Genomic DNA, 17,397 nt, shown 5'->3' with positions numbered 1-17,397 from the left:
AGAGCTGTAGCGGTAACTGGAGCTCTTGCGGCTACACTACCTGCTGTACCTGTTCCGGTAACATTTCCTTCACCATTAATCATTGGAGGAACTGGATTTAAACTAGGAACAGCACTAGCACCAGTACGAGCAGGAATACTTGTAGTAGGATCTTTAAATAGAGTTACTGTAAACTCAGGTACAATACTTGAATCATACAGTTTAGGGAATAGTTTAAATCACGGTATAAGTATAGCAAATGCTGTTGGAGCTGGAGGTGTTGGAAACCCAACTTATTTTACTAATAATGGAACCATCAATATTCTTGGCGAAAGCCTAAGAAGTGGTATTACTGCTGGTATTACATCAACTGCCAATCTTCAAGATATGAAAATCAATATTGTGAACGATGGTATTATAAATGTAGATTTAGCATGTCTTACTCCTTCTGTAACTAATCCAACTGGATTTGTTTGGACAGGTCAAGCGGCTTATCAACAACAACAAAGTAATTTTGCAAATATTACGGGTGTTTTTATTACTAATAATGGTACACTTACATTAAAAAATCCATCAACTATTGCATTAACCGGATATGCTATTTGGGGTTCTGGTGGTGGTCAGCGTTTGAAAACTACTTTTACTAATAACGGTACTTTTAACCTTGACGGTTCAATAAATAGTATCGCGCAAGGATTTACACTTATTAATAGCGGAATTGTAAATACAAATAATTCACTTGCTGGTTTTCCTGGTGTTACTAACAATAGTACGGGAAGTATTAATTTTACAAAATCCCCAGCTAACTTTACTGTATTAATAGGAGCTGCCGCTACTGCTGACGCAACATATACAGATGGGAATCTAAATGTATATACCATACGAACTACAAAAGTAACTGGTGCAGGTTTGCAAATACTTGCTGCTTCAGCTCCAAATACAACTGTTCCTGCCATAGGAACTCTTACGCTTGTGAGTGGTTCAGGAGATGCAACTATCGATTATTCAGCAGTTACGGCCATAACAACAAATGCCATATCTTCGACCACTACAAATTCTGGTACAATAAATACTGGACAAGGAGGAGGAGTAAATTTAAATGCTATAACTTCAGTAACATTAACACTTAATGCAACTAGTGTTATAGCACCTGGAGGATCATCAGGAAAAGGAATTACGAATTTTGCTAGAGCTGCTACAACGATTACAGGAAAATTAGTACTACAAGTATCGGGTAATACAGCTGCAGGTATAGATTATGATCAAGTTACAAGCACAACGGCTCTTGGTTCGTTCAACATATCTGGTGCAACATTAGATATTACGGGTATTTATACACCAGCTGGACCAGTTACTATAGAAATTCTTAAAACAAATGCCACAGGTTCACTTACAGGAAGTTTCGCTTCTGTAATAGGTTTAACAACAGGTTGGTCTTTAGTTTATACGAATGCTACTCCAGGAAAAGTAGAATTAGTTTACGCAGCTACGTCACCAACTGCAAATCTTTGGATTGGAGCTACTGATACTTCATGGACTAATGCTGGAAACTGGAGCGCAGGTATTCCAGATCAAAATTCAGATGTTAGCATTGTTCCTGCACCAAACGCACCGGTTATAACAGGCAATGTAAATATTAACTCATTATCAATTGTTTCAACTAGTTTAACTGTAAATTCTGGTTCAAACTTAACTGTTACAGGCGCTATTACAAATACGGGTACAATGACTCTTGCTAGCAACGCTAATTTGATTCAAAGTGGTACAACTAATACTAATACAGGTAATATTACAGTAAATAGAAACAGTAATCTTTTAAATCGTTTTGATTACACGATATGGTCTTCACCAACGACGAATGCTGCTTTGTTTTTGAAAACTTTCTCACCAGCAACATTGGATACTCGTTTTTACAACTACGATGAGCCTTCTAATTTATATAGTGTTATTGCAAGCCCGACAACAACTCCATTTACAACTGGCGCGGGTTATTTAATTCGTATGCCCGATACTGATGCTGGTTATCCAAGTGCAATAACTTATGCAGGAGCTTTTACTGGTGTACCAAACAATGGAGATATTTCAAAATCAATAACTAATAATGGTGTAACTTACGGTTACAATATGATAGGAAATCCATATCCATCTACAATTGATGCACAAGCATTTATTACAGCTAATACTGCAAACATTGAAAGTAGTTTGTATTTTTGGAGAAAAATAAATGCCGCTGCGGGTTCTGCTTATGCAGTCTATAATCCAATGGGCTCTACTTCCGCAACGCCAAGTAGTGCTTTACCTAATGGAAATATTCAAGTAGGTCAAGGTTTCTTTGTTAAAGCTAAAACTGGCGCAACAACTGTTTCTTTTAACAATGCAATGCGAGTAGCTAACAATCAAAATCAGTTTTTCAAAACTAAATCAGTTGTTGATAAAAATCGTGTTTGGTTAAACTTGACTAATACTAGCGGTGCTTTCAGTCAAGTATTAGTAGGCTATACTACAGATGCAATACAAGGAATAGATATTTTTGATGCTAAATATTTCAACGATAGTTCAATCGCTTTAACCTCTAATATAAACAATGAAGAATACACCATTCAAGGTCGTCCTACATTTGATGCTAGTGATGTTGTAGCTTTAAACTTCAAAACAGATGTAGCAGGTGATTACACGATTGCTTTAGATCACTTTGACGGATTGTTTTCTACGGGTCAAGATATTTATCTAAAAGACAACAAAACTGGTACAGAAACAGATTTGAAAATAGCAGTATATAATTTTACTGCAGTTGCAGGAGTAGACAACACTAGATTTTCTTTGAAATACCAAAAAACATTAAAAGTAGATGCACCAGCATTTAACGAAAACAGTGTTAGGGTTTATAAAAACAACGGAACACTATATGTAAACTCGGGCAATATAGCCATCAACAACATCAAAGTTTTTGATATACAAGGAAGACTTATCATAGAACAAAAGAACGTAAAAGCAAATTCAACTACCATTAAAGATTCAAAAGCTACAAATCAAGTTTTCATAGTTAAAATAGTAGGAGAGGATAACAGCATAGTAACCAAAAAAGTATTAAACTAAGAACTAAAAAACATTAAAAAATGAAAAATAATTTATTAAAATACTATATAGCTGCTTTTTATTTATGTTCTAATGTTGTAGTATTTGCACAACCAGGGAATAATGATGGTGGCGGTGGTTTAGAAGGTACAGATCCAGCAGGAGCACCCATTGATGATTATATTTGGGTATTAGCCGCGATAGGTTTAGTCTATGTCTTTTTTAGAATGAGATACTTTGTTCAAAAAGGCAGCATTTCAAAAGAATAACGAAATATTCTTACAGTAAATTTAGAAAACTCTGTTCTATTAAGAACAGGGTTTTTTTTGTTTTCAATACAATCATTTCAAAACTTGATTGGTATTTTTTTAAGTTCGAATCATTCATAGTGTAATGATTCTTAATTGTTTTTAGATTAGTTTGTAAATTATATTGATATCGAACACTGAACTAAATCCTTTATTCGTATGTTAATTTTAGGGTCTTTAGTTTAAAAAATATAACTTTTAAATAACATCTAAAAAAGGGTCTTCACATGCGAAATTTTAACTTTGAGTTTTAATAATTCAAAACATGTCGAAACTATACATTATACTTTTTACCACCTTATTTTGTAACATTTTATCAGCGCAATTTATAACTTTTCCTAATGCCACTTTTAAGTCAAAATTGTTGCAATCTGATTCTAGTAATGCAATAGCGAGAAATTTATCTGGGGATTATATTGCAATTGATGTTAATAAAAATGGCGAAATTGAATTGACCGAAGCCTTGCAAGTGGGTTATTTAGAAATCGAAAGTTCATCTATAAACTCTTTAATTGGGATTGAAAATTTTACTAATCTACTTTTTTTACAATGCAGTAACAACCAAATTAGTAATTTGGATATTAGTAATTTAACAAGTTTAACGGATTTGAATTGTAGTAACAATATAATCAGTACACTTACATTAAATGGAGCAATTAATCTCCAAAATTTATATTGTCAATCAAATCTGTTGACTACTTTGAGCACAAATGATTTAATAAATTTAATATCCATAGAATGCAGTGATAACAAAATTACCTCATTAGAATTAAATAATTTAAATAATCTTGAATCTCTTGCTTGCAATAGTAATTCCATTTCTTCATTGGATTTAAGTGATTTAATTAGTCTGCTCACTTTAGAATGCAGTAGAAATATGCTTACGTCGCTTGATTTAAGTTTGCTGACTAATATTACTAGTTTGAATTGCAACTATAATTTACTTTCTACATTAGAGGCAACAACTTTAGTCGACCTGAACAATTTGAATTGTAGTAATAATCAATTAGTATCGTTAAAAATTGATGGATTAACAAACCTTACTAATTTAAATTGTAATTTTAATCAACTCAATGCTTTAAATGCAAACACCTTGTTTGCTATTACTTATTTGAATTGTACCAATAATAAATTGCAATCCATTCAAGTGACAGGATTAATAAACCTTAAAGTATTAGATTTCAGTAAAAATCAAGTTACAGCACTAGATACTAACGGATTAACTAATCTTCAATATTTGTATGGTAACAATAATAAACTTGCGACACTTGATGTTACGAACCAAACTGGATTACAGTTTTTATTAGTTTCAAATAATTTGCTCCAGAGTATTTTTATGAAAAACGGGAGTAATGAGAGTTCATTGTTGTTTTCTGGAAATCCAAATCTGAACTACATTTGTGCCGATGAATTGGACTTGGAGTATGTTCAAGAAGAAATTTCGAACAACGGCTATATTAATTGTACCATAAATAGTTATTGCTCCTTTGTTCCAGGTGGAAATTATTATACTATAGAAGGCCTAAATAAACTAGACATCAATAATAATGGTTGTGATGTTTTAGATCGTAATTTTCCAAATCTCAAATGGACTATTTCGGATGATACTACTGTTACAACTTTTATTCCAGATTCGACAGGCTCTTATTCCTATGGATTAAAAGAAGGTGCTTATACTCTAACTCCAGTTCTTGAAAACCCAGCGTACTACACTATTTCCCCAGCTAGTATTTCAGTTAAGTTCCCTAATGTTCCAAGCCCTTTATCTACCTCGTTTTGTATTACCCCGAATGGTAATCGTTCTGATCTGGAGATTGTATATGTACCTATGGACAATGCGAGAACTAATTTTGAAAGCAACTATCAAATTATTTATAAAAACAAAGGTAATGTAACACAATCCGGAGTTATAAGCCTAACTTTTGATGATTTGGCTTTGAGTTTTGTAGCTGCTAATCCTAGTGTATACAGCCAAAGTTTGGGTAATTTGAATTGGAATTTTACAAATTTAGTACCACAAGAAACCAGAACTATTCAAGTAACCTTGAGAGTAAAACCTACCGTTAATAATGGATATTCATTAAATTTTAACACCACTATAACCAACACAAACGATGAAACTCCTACGGATAATAGCACAGATTTAAGTCAAGCAGTGTCGAGTTCTATAATTTTAAATGACAAAATTTGTTTAGAAGGAAATACTATATCGCCATCAAAAGTTGGAGAATATTTGCATTATATGATTCGTTTTGAAAATTCTGGTTCAGGCATAGTTCAAAATATTGTAGTAAAAGATCTTATCGACATTTCAAAGTTTGATATTGCCACGCTTGTAGCTGGCAACGGAAGTCATCCCTTTACCACAAAAATAACAGCGACTAATACAGTTGAATTTATTTTCGAAAACATCAACCTCCCTTTTTCTGCGGGAAGTAACAAAGGGTATGTTGTTTTTAAAATCAAAACAATACCTACACTTGTTACTGGGAATGAGCTGTCCAATTCAGCAACTATTTATTTCGATTATAAACAACCTATAGCAACAAACACGGCTGCATCAAGAATTCAATTGTTGAAAGTTCAAGACTATGTTTTTTCAGATTTAATCGAAATTTATCCCAATCCTGTGAGTGATGTTTTAAATATTACGAATAAAAACAAAATAGAAATTACTAGTCTATCGATATACAATACACTCGGGCAACTGGTTCAAACTATTCTAAATACAGACCAAACTACACAAGAAATAAATGTTTCGCAACTCAGCGCAGGTCACTACTTTATTAAAATAAATTCAGATAATGGTAGTGGAACAACAAGGTTTTTAAAAAAATAATTTCAAAATAATAATCAGCAAATATTGCTTTAGAACAGTGCCATGAATCCGTATTTCAGTTCTGATTCCTGATGATGAACCCTATTAGTATTCTATAAAAGTTAACATAAATTTAATTTTGAGAAATGAAAATTAACAATAGATTCCTATTAAAAATAAATAAAAATTGAATATTTGCCGAGCTATATTAAGTTAAAATTTAACAATTTTTAATTGATATTATTTTCTTTTTTTGGCTAAATATTTCTGATAAAGTTTACAAAACAAACAATGTTAAATTATTACATCGATTTATCCGAACGCATTCTTACAAAAGCAAAACTGGAAGAAGATTCCACCACACTTCGAAAAGAACTGTATTATATAAGCATTAGTAGTTTGGAACGCAAAATAAATACCGATGAACTAAAAAGAATATTTTGGGTCAATATTTACAATGCTTATGTTCTAATTATGAAAAAGGAACAAACAAAACCCAAACTATTTTTTAAACTTAACCGGATTAAAATTTCACATTATCTTTTATCATTAAACGATATTAAATATGGAATCTTAAGAGTAAAAAAATTCGAAATAGGTTTTTATAAAATATACAATCCTTTTTATTCCACTTTTATAAAAAATTTAGCTGTCAATAAAATAGATAACTCGATTAATCAGTCTTTGGACAAAATCAATTTAAGCAACACTCCAGAAGTTGAAAAAAACGAATTTAATTTATTTTAATTTATCAAAACAACAAATTTTATTTTCCAACTATTGATTCATTCCTTAAAATCCTATAATTTCATTATAAACTTCTCACAATCCTAGCCATTCAAAAATTGAATTTTTTAGAAGTAAAAAAGCCCTTTTTAAAAAACGAAATGGTTTTATTGAAAAATCAAAAAATCAATAGGTATTTTATGATAACATGTACAAACTGCAAAATTTTAATTAAAACCAATACAACCATTTAGAACCTCTAAAATAATGATGAAATTTCAAAAAAAAATCCTAATGCTTATTTTAGGAGTTCTGCTTACTAGTTCTTGTACATCAAAAAAAGACGTGATATACTTTAGTGATATCAATTTAAACGAACACGATACAACCGTTTTTGCCGAAGGGAAAATTCAGGCTAATGATATTTTGAGCATTATTGTATTTTCTAGTTCCCCAGATTTAGCAGCAATTTATAATACAATTCAGCCAACAAACACAAAATTCGATGGCTATCTGGTAACTCAAGAAGGAACTATTACGCTGCCTATTTTAGGTAAAATAAAAGTTCATGACCTAACAATACTCGAATTAGAAAATCTTTTAGTAAAAAAATTAATCGAAGGGAAGCAACTTATAAATCCAACAGTAACCGTGAGGTTGACCAATGCAAAATTTACAATTCTTGGCGAAGTAAAAACACCAGGCACTTATACTTTTAGCGAACAAAATATAAGTATTCTCCAAGCATTGGGCTATGCAGGGGATTTAACCATACAGGGCAAAAGACAAAACGTTTTAATAATTAGAGAAGTTGACAAACAGCGAACTTATATGACTATTGATTTAACATCAAAAAAATGGTTTGATTCACCGTATTATTATATAAAGCCAAATGATGTTATTTATGTAAATCCAAATGGGTCTAAAGTGACTTCGTCAGGATATATTCCTAATTTGGGAAATTTATTAGCCATAGTTTCAGTTGCTATTACGACCATCTTATTATTAACAAAATAAATAATTCCATTGGAAAGCAAGAAAAATAATTTCAATATTAAGCAAGAAATTTTAAAATACCTATCTCACTGGAAATGGATTGTTTTGTCAATTACCATCGCTACAATTATAAGTTTTTTTTATTTGAGATATGCTAGTGATGTTTATCAAACAAGTGCCAAAATTAAAATCCTAGACAATTCAAATACCGCCTTTAAATTACCAACAGATAATGTTTCCATTTTTGGTAACAATGAGACAAGCAAAGGGAATGAAATTGTAATCATGAAATCTTCTCGAATACTAAGTGCCGTTGTTGATAGTTTAAATTTAACTACCGAAATTTATGCAGTAGGAACTATAAAATCTATAGAATTATGGAAAAACGCACCCTTTAGAATAATATGGGCATCAGAAAAAGATTCCTTAATACCGCAACAAACCGCCTTTGAAATTGTATTGACAAAAACGGGATACAAGGTTAAAGGAAATAACAAAGAATATAAATTTGGGGAAACAAATTTTAATACGGCGATTCCCTTCAAAATAGTACCTAAAAATAAGATTTTATTAAACAAATCAAATGGGAATGAATACCTGGTCACTTTAAAAACCCGAAAGAGTGTCGTACAATCGATTTCAAATAGTATTACGATTGATTATGTTGTAAAACAAAGTGACATTTTGAGCCTTACTTTAAAGGGTTTTAATCAAGATAAAATCAACGATATTGTCAATACATTAATCGAAGTTTTCAACCAAGACGGGATACAAGATCGTCAGCTCGTTTCCAAGAAAACTATCGAATTTGTAGATGATCGGTTTAAATTTCTTTTTAATGAATTGGATTCTATAGAAACCTCCAAAGCTGATTTCAAAAAAGAGAGCGAGTTGAGTTTTGTTGAAGCCGATGCATCCATTTTAATGCAAAACAATTATGAATCAAAATCTAAATTAGCAGCTGCAAACACACAAATTGCACTAGCTAAACTTATGATAAATGCCCTAAACACTAGCAAAGGTCTTGATTTATTGCCTTCAAATATTGGTATAGAAAATGGTGAAGTAAATGGATTAGTTGCAAATTATAACGAACAAATTTTAAAACGCAATAAGATAATGCTTTCTGGTGGTGGAGATGCGAACCCAATGGTAAAAGAAGCGGCAACACTTGCTTTACAAATAAAAAACAACATTAGGGCTTCAATTCTTGGATATCAAAACGTATTAGCAGTCAGTAGAAATGAATTCAGTAGAATAAGTAATTCGGATCATGCTAAATACAGTAAGGTTCCTTTTAATGAAAAAGGAGTGCGATCTATAGAAAGACAGCAATCCATAAAGGAATCCTTGTATGTATTATTGTTGCAAAAACGAGAAGAAGCAGCCATTAATTTAGCCATTACAAACCCATCGATTAAAGTGGTTGATTATGCTATTTTTTCTGCTAATCCAGTGGCGCCACAACGCAATGTGATTTTTATTACGGCATTGCTTTTTGGACTATTAATTCCTATTGGCATTATTTATATTTATTATTCGCTGGATAATAAAATTAACAATAAAGAAGATTTAGAATCCTTAATTCCAGAAGTTCCAGTAATAGCCGAAATCCCTTTTATTGAAACTGAAAGCAAAGCAATACAGTTTTTAGACCGCTCCATTTTATCAGAATCGTTTAGAATACTTCGAAATAATATCAATTACATCAATACAAAAAAAGATAATGGTTCTGTTTTATTTGTAACCTCGACTATAAAAGGCGAAGGTAAAACATTCATTTCATTGAATTTAGCCATCACACTCTCTACATTGGGCAAAAAAGTGATTTTAATAGGAGCCGATTTAAGAAACCCACAATTACACCGAAAACTAGATTTAGAAAGACCAAGTTTAAAAGGAATTACAAATTTCTTGTACGATACGAGTGTAAAAGTAAGCGATATAAAAGTGAGTCATTTAACGGATACAAATTTAAATTTTGATATTATTTTTTCTGGAACTATTCCCCCAAATCCAGCTGAATTATTATCTAATGGACGATTTGAGTTGCTGTTGAATGAAATAAAAAACGACTATGATTATATAATTGTTGATACAGCACCCACATTATTAGTAGCGGACACAACTTTAATTACACATCTTGCCGATACGGTACTTTATGTAACTCGTGCAAATTTTACAGAAAAAAAACTACTTAAATTTATCTCCAATCTAAAGACCTTAAACACCATCAAAAACATGGGCATCATTTTAAATAATGTAGGTCAAAGTAAAGGATATGGTTACAGTTATTCCTATAATTACGGGTACGGTTATGGTTATGATAATGACCCAATTGTTAATACATCCGTTCTATATAAAATAAAAAAATGGTATCGAATGTTAAGAAAAAATAGTGTGTAAATAGTTGAATTTACAAAAATAGTAAAGAAATAAATTTGTTTTTTTACCTGCTTTTTCGATATAAAAGTCGTCTAAAATTCAAAAAATGGCTGATAATCATTAGAATATGAATATCTTATTTTAGGTTTTGCTAACGAAAATTCCACTTGTTTGTATTCATCTAAAATAGCATCCCAAATCTTTTTTTGTTCGTATCGTGAAGTGATCATTTGCCTTGCATTTGATTTCAAAGTAAACAAAAAATCGGTATCTTCCATCATTTTTAAAATCGCTTTTTCTAATGCTTCACTATTTTTTACGGGAATAATAATTCCGTTTTTTCCATCGATTATAATTTCGTTGCAACCGTTAATATTAGTTACAATTGAGGGTAATCCCATAGCGCCAGCTTGTAAAACAACATTAGGAAATCCCTCTCGATAACTTGCAAAAACTAGGGCATTACTTATGGCTAAATAGGGTCTGATTTCATCTTGATATCCTACAAATAAAATGTTTTTGTTTGTTGCAATCTCTTTTTCGGTAAACTCTTTAAGGGGATCTAAATGTTTTTCTTTCATTCCAACTAAAAGTAGTTTGGCTTTTGAATTTTGTTTTGATATTTTTTTAAAAGCAGTTACGACTTCATTAATTCCTTTATCGCTCACTAACCTTCCAACAAAAACAAACACAAAATCGTCTGCTTCAATGCCCAACTTTGTTTTTAAAGTTTGCTTTTGAGATTCTGAAATTTGTTCTGGCGAAAAATGATTAGTATTAATACCGTTCGTACTTCCGTTTCCTATGATTTTTAACTTTCTTTTTGTTGTAAACTTATTGGTTACAATAAAATCATGCAACCCTTTCGAATTAGGATAAACCATAGTAGCAGAGGAATAAGTTAGTTTTTCAACTTCTACTAATATCTTTCGTTTTAATCCTTTAGTCTCCATTAAGGGCAATCCCGCAACGGTGTGCAATCGTATAGGAACTCCTGCACATTTTGAGGCTATCATGGCTAGTATTCCAGCTTTTGGAGTGTGAGAATGAACAATAAGAGGTTTCTCTTTTTTTAGAAATAAAAATAGTTTTACCACAGCTACTAAATCATGTATGGGTGTGATTTTTCGAGACATTTCTATAGGAAACGTTTTTATACTTTCTCTAATCCCAATTTTTTTTAAATAGTCATTTTCAGATGCCACCGCAGTTACATCATAATAGGAATTCATATAATTCAATTGACCCGATAAAAGTTTATCTAAGGAGAGCGGAATAGTGGTGATTCTGATTAATTTTTTTTCCATTATTTCTATTTATTTTAGAGTCTCTTGCTCATTTTATTGGAACTTCTGAAGAGAAAAAAACAAGGAAAATAAGAACAATCTGAATCCAAATCATTGTAAAAAGTCCCTTTTTTTAATAAAAATAGTATCAAAAAATCAGCTAAATTAGGGTCTACACAAACCTTTACAATAAATTAAAATTGTAAAGGATTATGCCAATTAAAACGGTATAAATTGTTAAGAAATCACAACGAATTAGGGTTCGACATCCTGTGATTGTTGGTAAGAAAAATGCCAAAGAATAAAGATGATTAAGCCTGGTAAAAACATATTTCGCATTCTAATCATGATACCTATATTTCCTAAAGATTGACAAAAGGCGATTGTGCCTATTATCAAAAAATAAACCATTCCTTGAATTATAAATGGAGCGTTCTTGAAGGTGTTTAATGGTTTGTTTTTGAGAACTGTAATGGTCAATACCAACAAAAGTAAATTTTCAAGAGAAGCTAAAACTGACGGTATGCCTTTGATGTCAAAAAAGAATGGACGAAACAAAAAAGTAAAAACTTTTAAAGGAAACGGATATGAGGAAATATCAACGGCAGAATCTGAACTAGATCTGCTCAACAAAGCAGCTTTTGTCTCAGAAAATTTATCAAAACTATCTAATGTTGCTTCTTCTACTTTGGCAAATTCTAATACTGTGGGTAATATAGTAATAGCAATCCCAATCATGAGCCCAAAAAACAAAATACGTTGAAAAATTGAAATATTTCGTCCCGAAAAATAAGCCATCCCAAATCCTAAAAGCAGGAATAATGTAATATGAGGTCTAATAAAATACGACAATCCTAATCCCAATATAAGCAGTGGCATTCTCCTAAATGGTTCTAATAACCCGTAAGTGAATATACCGATGCAAAAAAACAATAAGGTATCCTTACCAACTGCACAACTCCAAAAATGCAAGTTTGGCAAGAAAAATAATAGTGGAAACAAGTAATACACACTGAATTTTGGGTCATTTGGAATCAACTCTATTGCGACCACATAAAAATAGGTGAGCCCAATAAAACCAATAATACTATACAATATCGTTCCTGTAAAATAGGATAAATCTAAAATATTTGAGGGATAATAATTTAAAGCCATTATAAAATAAGTGCCTTGATTTTGAGTCAATGAATATATAAAATCAGTATGAGACATCAACTTGGCATATTTCCAATAACCAATTGCATCACCTTGAACAAAAAAACAAAAATAGACCCCAAATAGGATATGGAACAGATATAATTTTTTTAAAGTTGCACTATTTCCTTCCGAAAGTTTAGCAGCAAAACTCAATATAAAAAGGTAGCCAAGTACGAGAGCAAGGGTCGATATTAAAAAATTCATGTTTTACTTTATAAATTTAAGTTTTATGTAGCTGATGCCCTTTTTTTCAAAGACTAAATAATACAAATATCCAACAAAACAGGATAAGATTAACACCACTGTCAAAGCTATAATTACTCCCAATAACGTTGTAATCTCAGGAAACAATCGCATTAATATCATTTGTAAAGGATTGTGAATTAAATATATAGAATAGGTAGCATTACCTACCAACATCATGACAGCCGTTTTGTTTATTTTCAAATTATCAATACTCGAGGCTATGAAGATACTTAAAAATGCTGCTATTGCAAACAATAAATTAACATCAAATGCAAACAGATTTAAATTGTTAAATGTAAAATATAAAAAAGCCATAAGAAACAAAACCAACAACAAAGTCGATAGCAATCTATGGAGCTTTATTTTCTGAACGACCAACAAAGCAAGTACATATCCTAAAATAAATTCGAAATTATAGGTAGAAAATAAAATCCGTAAAGCAGAATTATTCAAAAATGTTCCGGTACAAAATTTTGAATAGTTAATAATAATCAGGGCTACCAACCAAAGCCCTACAAAACAATTCCAAATTTTTCTCGAAAGAAAAGAAATACTGAACAATAGATAAAAGCAAAGCTCGAATGTAAGTGTCCAAGCAGCGGATAACGCAGGATTTCCATGCGGAACTAAAGTCATTGATGTGATTGCGCTAATTTCCCTATTTCCATTAGAAAATGAAGGCAAATAGGTATAGACAAGCAACATAAATACACCTATAGGAAGATACGGAATATAGATGCGAATCATTCTGTTTTTTACATAATTGCTAAAAGAATTAGGTTGATTGTATTTGTCTAAAGCAGAATATGTAATTATAAAACCAGATAATACAAAAAAGAAATCTACGCCATATTTCCCTATTGAACCCAAATAATATAGAAAAGGCATGTTTATTTTATGATAATATTTTATAGAACTTATGCTATGATGCAATACCACCATAATAGCTGCGATGCCTCTAAATAGCTGTAAAACATCTAAATAATTACTATCGGATTTAGTATTCATCTAACAAAATAGTTAGTAAAATAGTAGCGTTTTTTTGAAGATTAAATTGAGATTCAATTTTTTTTCGTCCCATTTTACCGAGCTTTTCTCTTAATGAGCTCTCGTTTGCTAAAAGGGTTAATCTATCCAGCCATTGTTCATCAGTTTGTACCAAGAAACCATTAATACCTTCATCTACAACTTGGTTATTCATACCAACTGCCGAAGCCACAACTGGAATTCCACAGCCCATATATTGAATTAGTTTGTATGAGCATTTGCCTAATTCCCAGGGCGAGTTCTCTAGCGGCATAATTCCAATATCAAAATTCGAGATTAACGCCACTTCGCTTTCTTCAGACCATTTCAGGTATTTAACTTTGTCGCCCAATCCCAAATCTTCGGTTGCTCCTACAATATGCAATTCGATATTTTCTTTTTGGAGTAATTTCGAAAATACAGAAGCGCTTTTCTGAACATATTTAAAAGTAGTTGGGGAACCAATCCAACCAATAACAATTGGAGCACTTGAATATTCGTTTTTGACTTTATACCTATCGATATCGATTACTGTAGGAAGAAGTATTATTTTTTTTGCACCAGAATATTGTGCTCTTTCTGCCAAATAATTATTTCCTACAATAACACAATCACTGTATTTCATGACATTATTAATCTTATTTTTTAATAAAAACGAAATTAATTTATTAGAACTTAAATCATAATTATGAAAGATAGCATCGTCATAATCGACACTATATTTTACTTTTAGCAGCCTTAAAATTTTTTCAAACCAACTGAAAAAATAGGGAAAGAGTTCTTTTTCGATTACGATTTTATCGTATTTGTGTATAGAAAATAAGGTTATAAATCGGGTTAAATAAAATTTTAGAAATTTTCGTTTTCCGATTCGATTTCCAGAATAGAGATTTAGTAAATAATCTTCATCAAAAAATGGGCTTACGGTAACTAGTATCCCATTTGCTGCCAACAAAGGGAAATATTGGTAACTTCGCAATCGACTGCTAGCACCATTTTGGCTGTATTTTGTTAAATAAAGTACTTTCATTTTAAGGAATCTAATGCATTGCAATAACTAGTAGCACTTTTTTCTATAGAAAAATAGGGTAGGGCATATTTTCTAATTTCTTCAAAATTAGTATTGTGTAAGTTTTCGATAAACGCAACGGCTTCATTTACTCGTGAAGGGTTTTGATGTTGGTATAAAAAACAACTCGGAATCGCATTTAAAATTTGTTCTGTATCGCCAATTCCTGCTGATGCAATGGTAGGAATTCCCATCAAGAGGTATTCTCCAAGTTTTATTGGGGCAACACCCTGCATACTAAATTTGGGTTCTCTGATAGCAAATGCCACATCAGCAACTGAGAGATAGTTAGGGATTTCTGCAAAAGAAACTGTTTTTAACAAAATGGATTCTTTCAACTCATTTGGAATTCTCTTACGAGCAAAAGCCACATTACCAGTTAGTATCAAAAACAAGACATTTGAATTTTTTTCAAAATAAGTACAAAAAATTGCCATCATTTCGTCCCAGCCATATTGTAATCCAAGAGAACCACAATATACCAGAACTTTGGTGTGTTGTGCAATATTTAATTTCAATCTAATTCTTTCACGCTCTACTGAATTGGGTTTAAAAAAATTAGAATTTCTTCCGTTGAGTACCACCCAAAATTTCTTTGGTTTTTTGTGTTCTAATTGTTCTAAAAGAATTGGGATGGCTTTATTTGATCGGGTTAATACAACATTCGCTTGCATCAACATTTTTATCTCTTGGGTTTTAAAAAATTGATATTGCTTACTCGTTGATGACAATCCCGAAAAATCAACTCGTTCTTCAATAGGCAATCCATCGGCATCAAATACAATTTTTAATTTGCGTTTTGGTATTTGATTGACCATTATTGCGGGCATAGTACTTCTAGGCATTACAATACTGATGTTGTTATTTTTGATGTATTTTTTTAAATAACGGATGCCTTTATAAAGTGTGTATAAATTCCCCAATAGCGTAATAGGTTTTCTAATTACCGTTCTTGAGGTATAAATTAGATTAAATTCTTGAGCCGCTTTTTGAGTAGCTGCAATTTTTTCAGCTGTTCCCCAAGTGAACTGAATAATATGAAATTTATATTGGGATTGCGTTTGCACTTGACTTAAAATAGGCATGAATAAGCCTTCCATATAACTGGTTTGTGGTCCATCCCAAGTGATGAAGAGTACGTTTTTCATTAGTTTATGAATTCGGATTTACTAGCTACACTAGGTACTGTGGTATATTGAAGTTTTATTTTTAGGAAGCGTTTTTCAAAATAATAATACGAAAGATGCGCTACCAATACAATTGCTAGGACTACCGTAACATATATAGTGATTTGCTTTAGCAATTGATTTTCGATATCCAATTTATTCATCAAAAACGACATGCCATAAATCACCAAAGGGTTGTACACATAGAGCCCGAATGAAATTTTACCTAAATAATCAAACGTTTTATTTTCTAAGGAAATTAATCGTTTCGGATTTGCGATTTGGTTAAAAATGATAATCAAAGTAACTATCGAAATAATTTCATGATCAATTACAGAAGCCAAATGAAATTTATTCATTGCTACGACCAAAAATAATAGCCAAGCAAATGCTTCTAGCCACCATTTACTGATAATCCATTTTACTTTAGTGCTGTTGTGATAAAATAAATAAGCGCCCAATGCTCCAATAGTTAAGCAGCCAAATCGGGTGTAGTGCAAAAAGGTTAGTAATCCATAAGGTGCATCAAGAACTTTTAAACTCACTTTCAAAATGATATAAAATATTGGGAAGAAAACTAAAAAGCGAAATAAAATTTCAGTTTTTCTAACCATCCACGGCCAAAACGCATAAAATTGTTCTTCTACGCCCAGTGACCAGTAATGACCTATCATGAGTAATAAATTTCTAGAACCTACAACAGTTGCTATAACACCAGCGAATGAATTTTTGAAATTAGGAAGAATAAAAATATAAAACAAAATGGGCCATTGAAGATTTTCTATGCCATTAAGAAAAACTACGATAAAAAGATACAAGTAGTAAAGAGGCCAAATTCTCAATACTCTTCGCATATAAAACTTCTTTATATCGATAGAGCCAGTTTTTTCGATCTCCTTTAATAATAGGTACGTGATTAAAAATCCACTTAGCGTAAAAAATACGGTCACTCCAAAATTAGCCAAATCGAGTAACTCACTTTTAGGTAATTTGTAATAGTCAAGCCTATTGTTTATATGACTAAAAACTACCGAAAGTGCTGCAATTGCCCTAATGCCATTTAATCCTGGAAGGTAAATTTTATCATTCATACACCGTACTAAATTGAATAAGAGTTATA

General features: G+C 31.5%; 12 protein-coding genes. 6 read left to right on the top strand and 6 right to left on the bottom strand.

The window, feature by feature from the left end:
- From RMO53_RS09550 to RMO53_RS09525, 6 genes are all read left to right on the top strand, one after another.
- Window positions 1-3,075, top strand: a 3,075-nt coding sequence (locus tag RMO53_RS09550) for a T9SS sorting signal type C domain-containing protein (RefSeq protein ID WP_310380021.1), incomplete at its 5' end; no start/stop codon positions are given.
- 20 nt (window positions 3,076-3,095) lie between these two features.
- Window positions 3,096-3,323: a signal peptidase gene (locus tag RMO53_RS09545; RefSeq protein ID WP_310380019.1), complete on the top strand. Its 228-nt coding sequence runs from the start codon at window positions 3,096-3,098 to the stop codon at window positions 3,321-3,323.
- Window positions 3,324-3,627: 304 nt separating this feature from the next.
- Window positions 3,628-6,201 carry a T9SS type A sorting domain-containing protein gene (locus RMO53_RS09540; RefSeq protein WP_310380017.1) on the top strand — a complete coding sequence of 858 codons (2,574 nt, stop codon included), beginning with the start codon at window positions 3,628-3,630 and terminating at the stop codon, window positions 6,199-6,201.
- Window positions 6,202-6,471: 270 nt separating this feature from the next.
- Window positions 6,472-6,927 carry a DUF547 domain-containing protein gene (locus RMO53_RS09535; RefSeq protein ID WP_310380015.1) on the top strand — a complete coding sequence of 152 codons (456 nt, stop codon included), beginning with the start codon at window positions 6,472-6,474 and terminating at the stop codon, window positions 6,925-6,927.
- A gap of 246 nt (window positions 6,928-7,173) precedes the next feature.
- Complete coding sequence (locus RMO53_RS09530; protein WP_310380013.1) at window positions 7,174-7,923, top strand: polysaccharide biosynthesis/export family protein; 750 nt, start codon at window positions 7,174-7,176, stop codon at window positions 7,921-7,923.
- Window positions 7,924-7,932: 9 nt separating this feature from the next.
- The gene (locus tag RMO53_RS09525; RefSeq protein ID WP_310380012.1) at window positions 7,933-10,308 is read left to right on the top strand and encodes a polysaccharide biosynthesis tyrosine autokinase; all 2,376 of its coding nucleotides are present in this window, start codon (window positions 7,933-7,935) and stop codon (window positions 10,306-10,308) included.
- Between the two features lie 71 nt (window positions 10,309-10,379).
- Here the strand turns inward: RMO53_RS09525 and RMO53_RS09520 are convergent, their stop codons facing one another.
- From RMO53_RS09520 to RMO53_RS09495, 6 genes are all read right to left on the bottom strand, one after another.
- Window positions 10,380-11,594, bottom strand: coding sequence for a glycosyltransferase family 4 protein (locus RMO53_RS09520; RefSeq protein ID WP_310380010.1), 1,215 nt, complete (start codon window positions 11,592-11,594; stop codon window positions 10,380-10,382).
- Between the two features lie 234 nt (window positions 11,595-11,828).
- Window positions 11,829-12,974 carry a hypothetical protein gene (locus RMO53_RS09515; protein WP_310380009.1) on the bottom strand — a complete coding sequence of 382 codons (1,146 nt, stop codon included), beginning with the start codon at window positions 12,972-12,974 and terminating at the stop codon, window positions 11,829-11,831.
- A 3-nt stretch (window positions 12,975-12,977) separates the two neighbouring features.
- Window positions 12,978-14,024 carry an acyltransferase gene (locus tag RMO53_RS09510; protein ID WP_310380008.1) on the bottom strand — a complete coding sequence of 349 codons (1,047 nt, stop codon included), beginning with the start codon at window positions 14,022-14,024 and terminating at the stop codon, window positions 12,978-12,980.
- Window positions 14,014-15,072 carry a glycosyltransferase family 4 protein gene (locus RMO53_RS09505; RefSeq protein ID WP_310380006.1) on the bottom strand — a complete coding sequence of 353 codons (1,059 nt, stop codon included), beginning with the start codon at window positions 15,070-15,072 and terminating at the stop codon, window positions 14,014-14,016. The genes RMO53_RS09510 and RMO53_RS09505 overlap by 11 nt, the downstream gene beginning before the upstream one ends.
- On the bottom strand, window positions 15,069-16,259 hold the full coding sequence (locus tag RMO53_RS09500) for a hypothetical protein (protein ID WP_310380004.1): 1,191 nt from the start codon (window positions 16,257-16,259) through the stop codon (window positions 15,069-15,071). The genes RMO53_RS09505 and RMO53_RS09500 overlap by 4 nt, the downstream gene beginning before the upstream one ends.
- Window positions 16,259-17,368, bottom strand: coding sequence for an acyltransferase (locus RMO53_RS09495; protein ID WP_310380002.1), 1,110 nt, complete (start codon window positions 17,366-17,368; stop codon window positions 16,259-16,261). The genes RMO53_RS09500 and RMO53_RS09495 overlap by 1 nt, the downstream gene beginning before the upstream one ends.
- Between the last annotated feature and the right edge of the window lie 29 nt (window positions 17,369-17,397).

The sequence above is a fragment of the Flavobacterium sp. genome (genome assembly GCF_031409475.1).
Classification (GTDB): domain Bacteria; phylum Bacteroidota; class Bacteroidia; order Flavobacteriales; family Flavobacteriaceae; genus Flavobacterium.
This window is presented reverse-complemented; position numbering and strand designations above follow the sequence as displayed.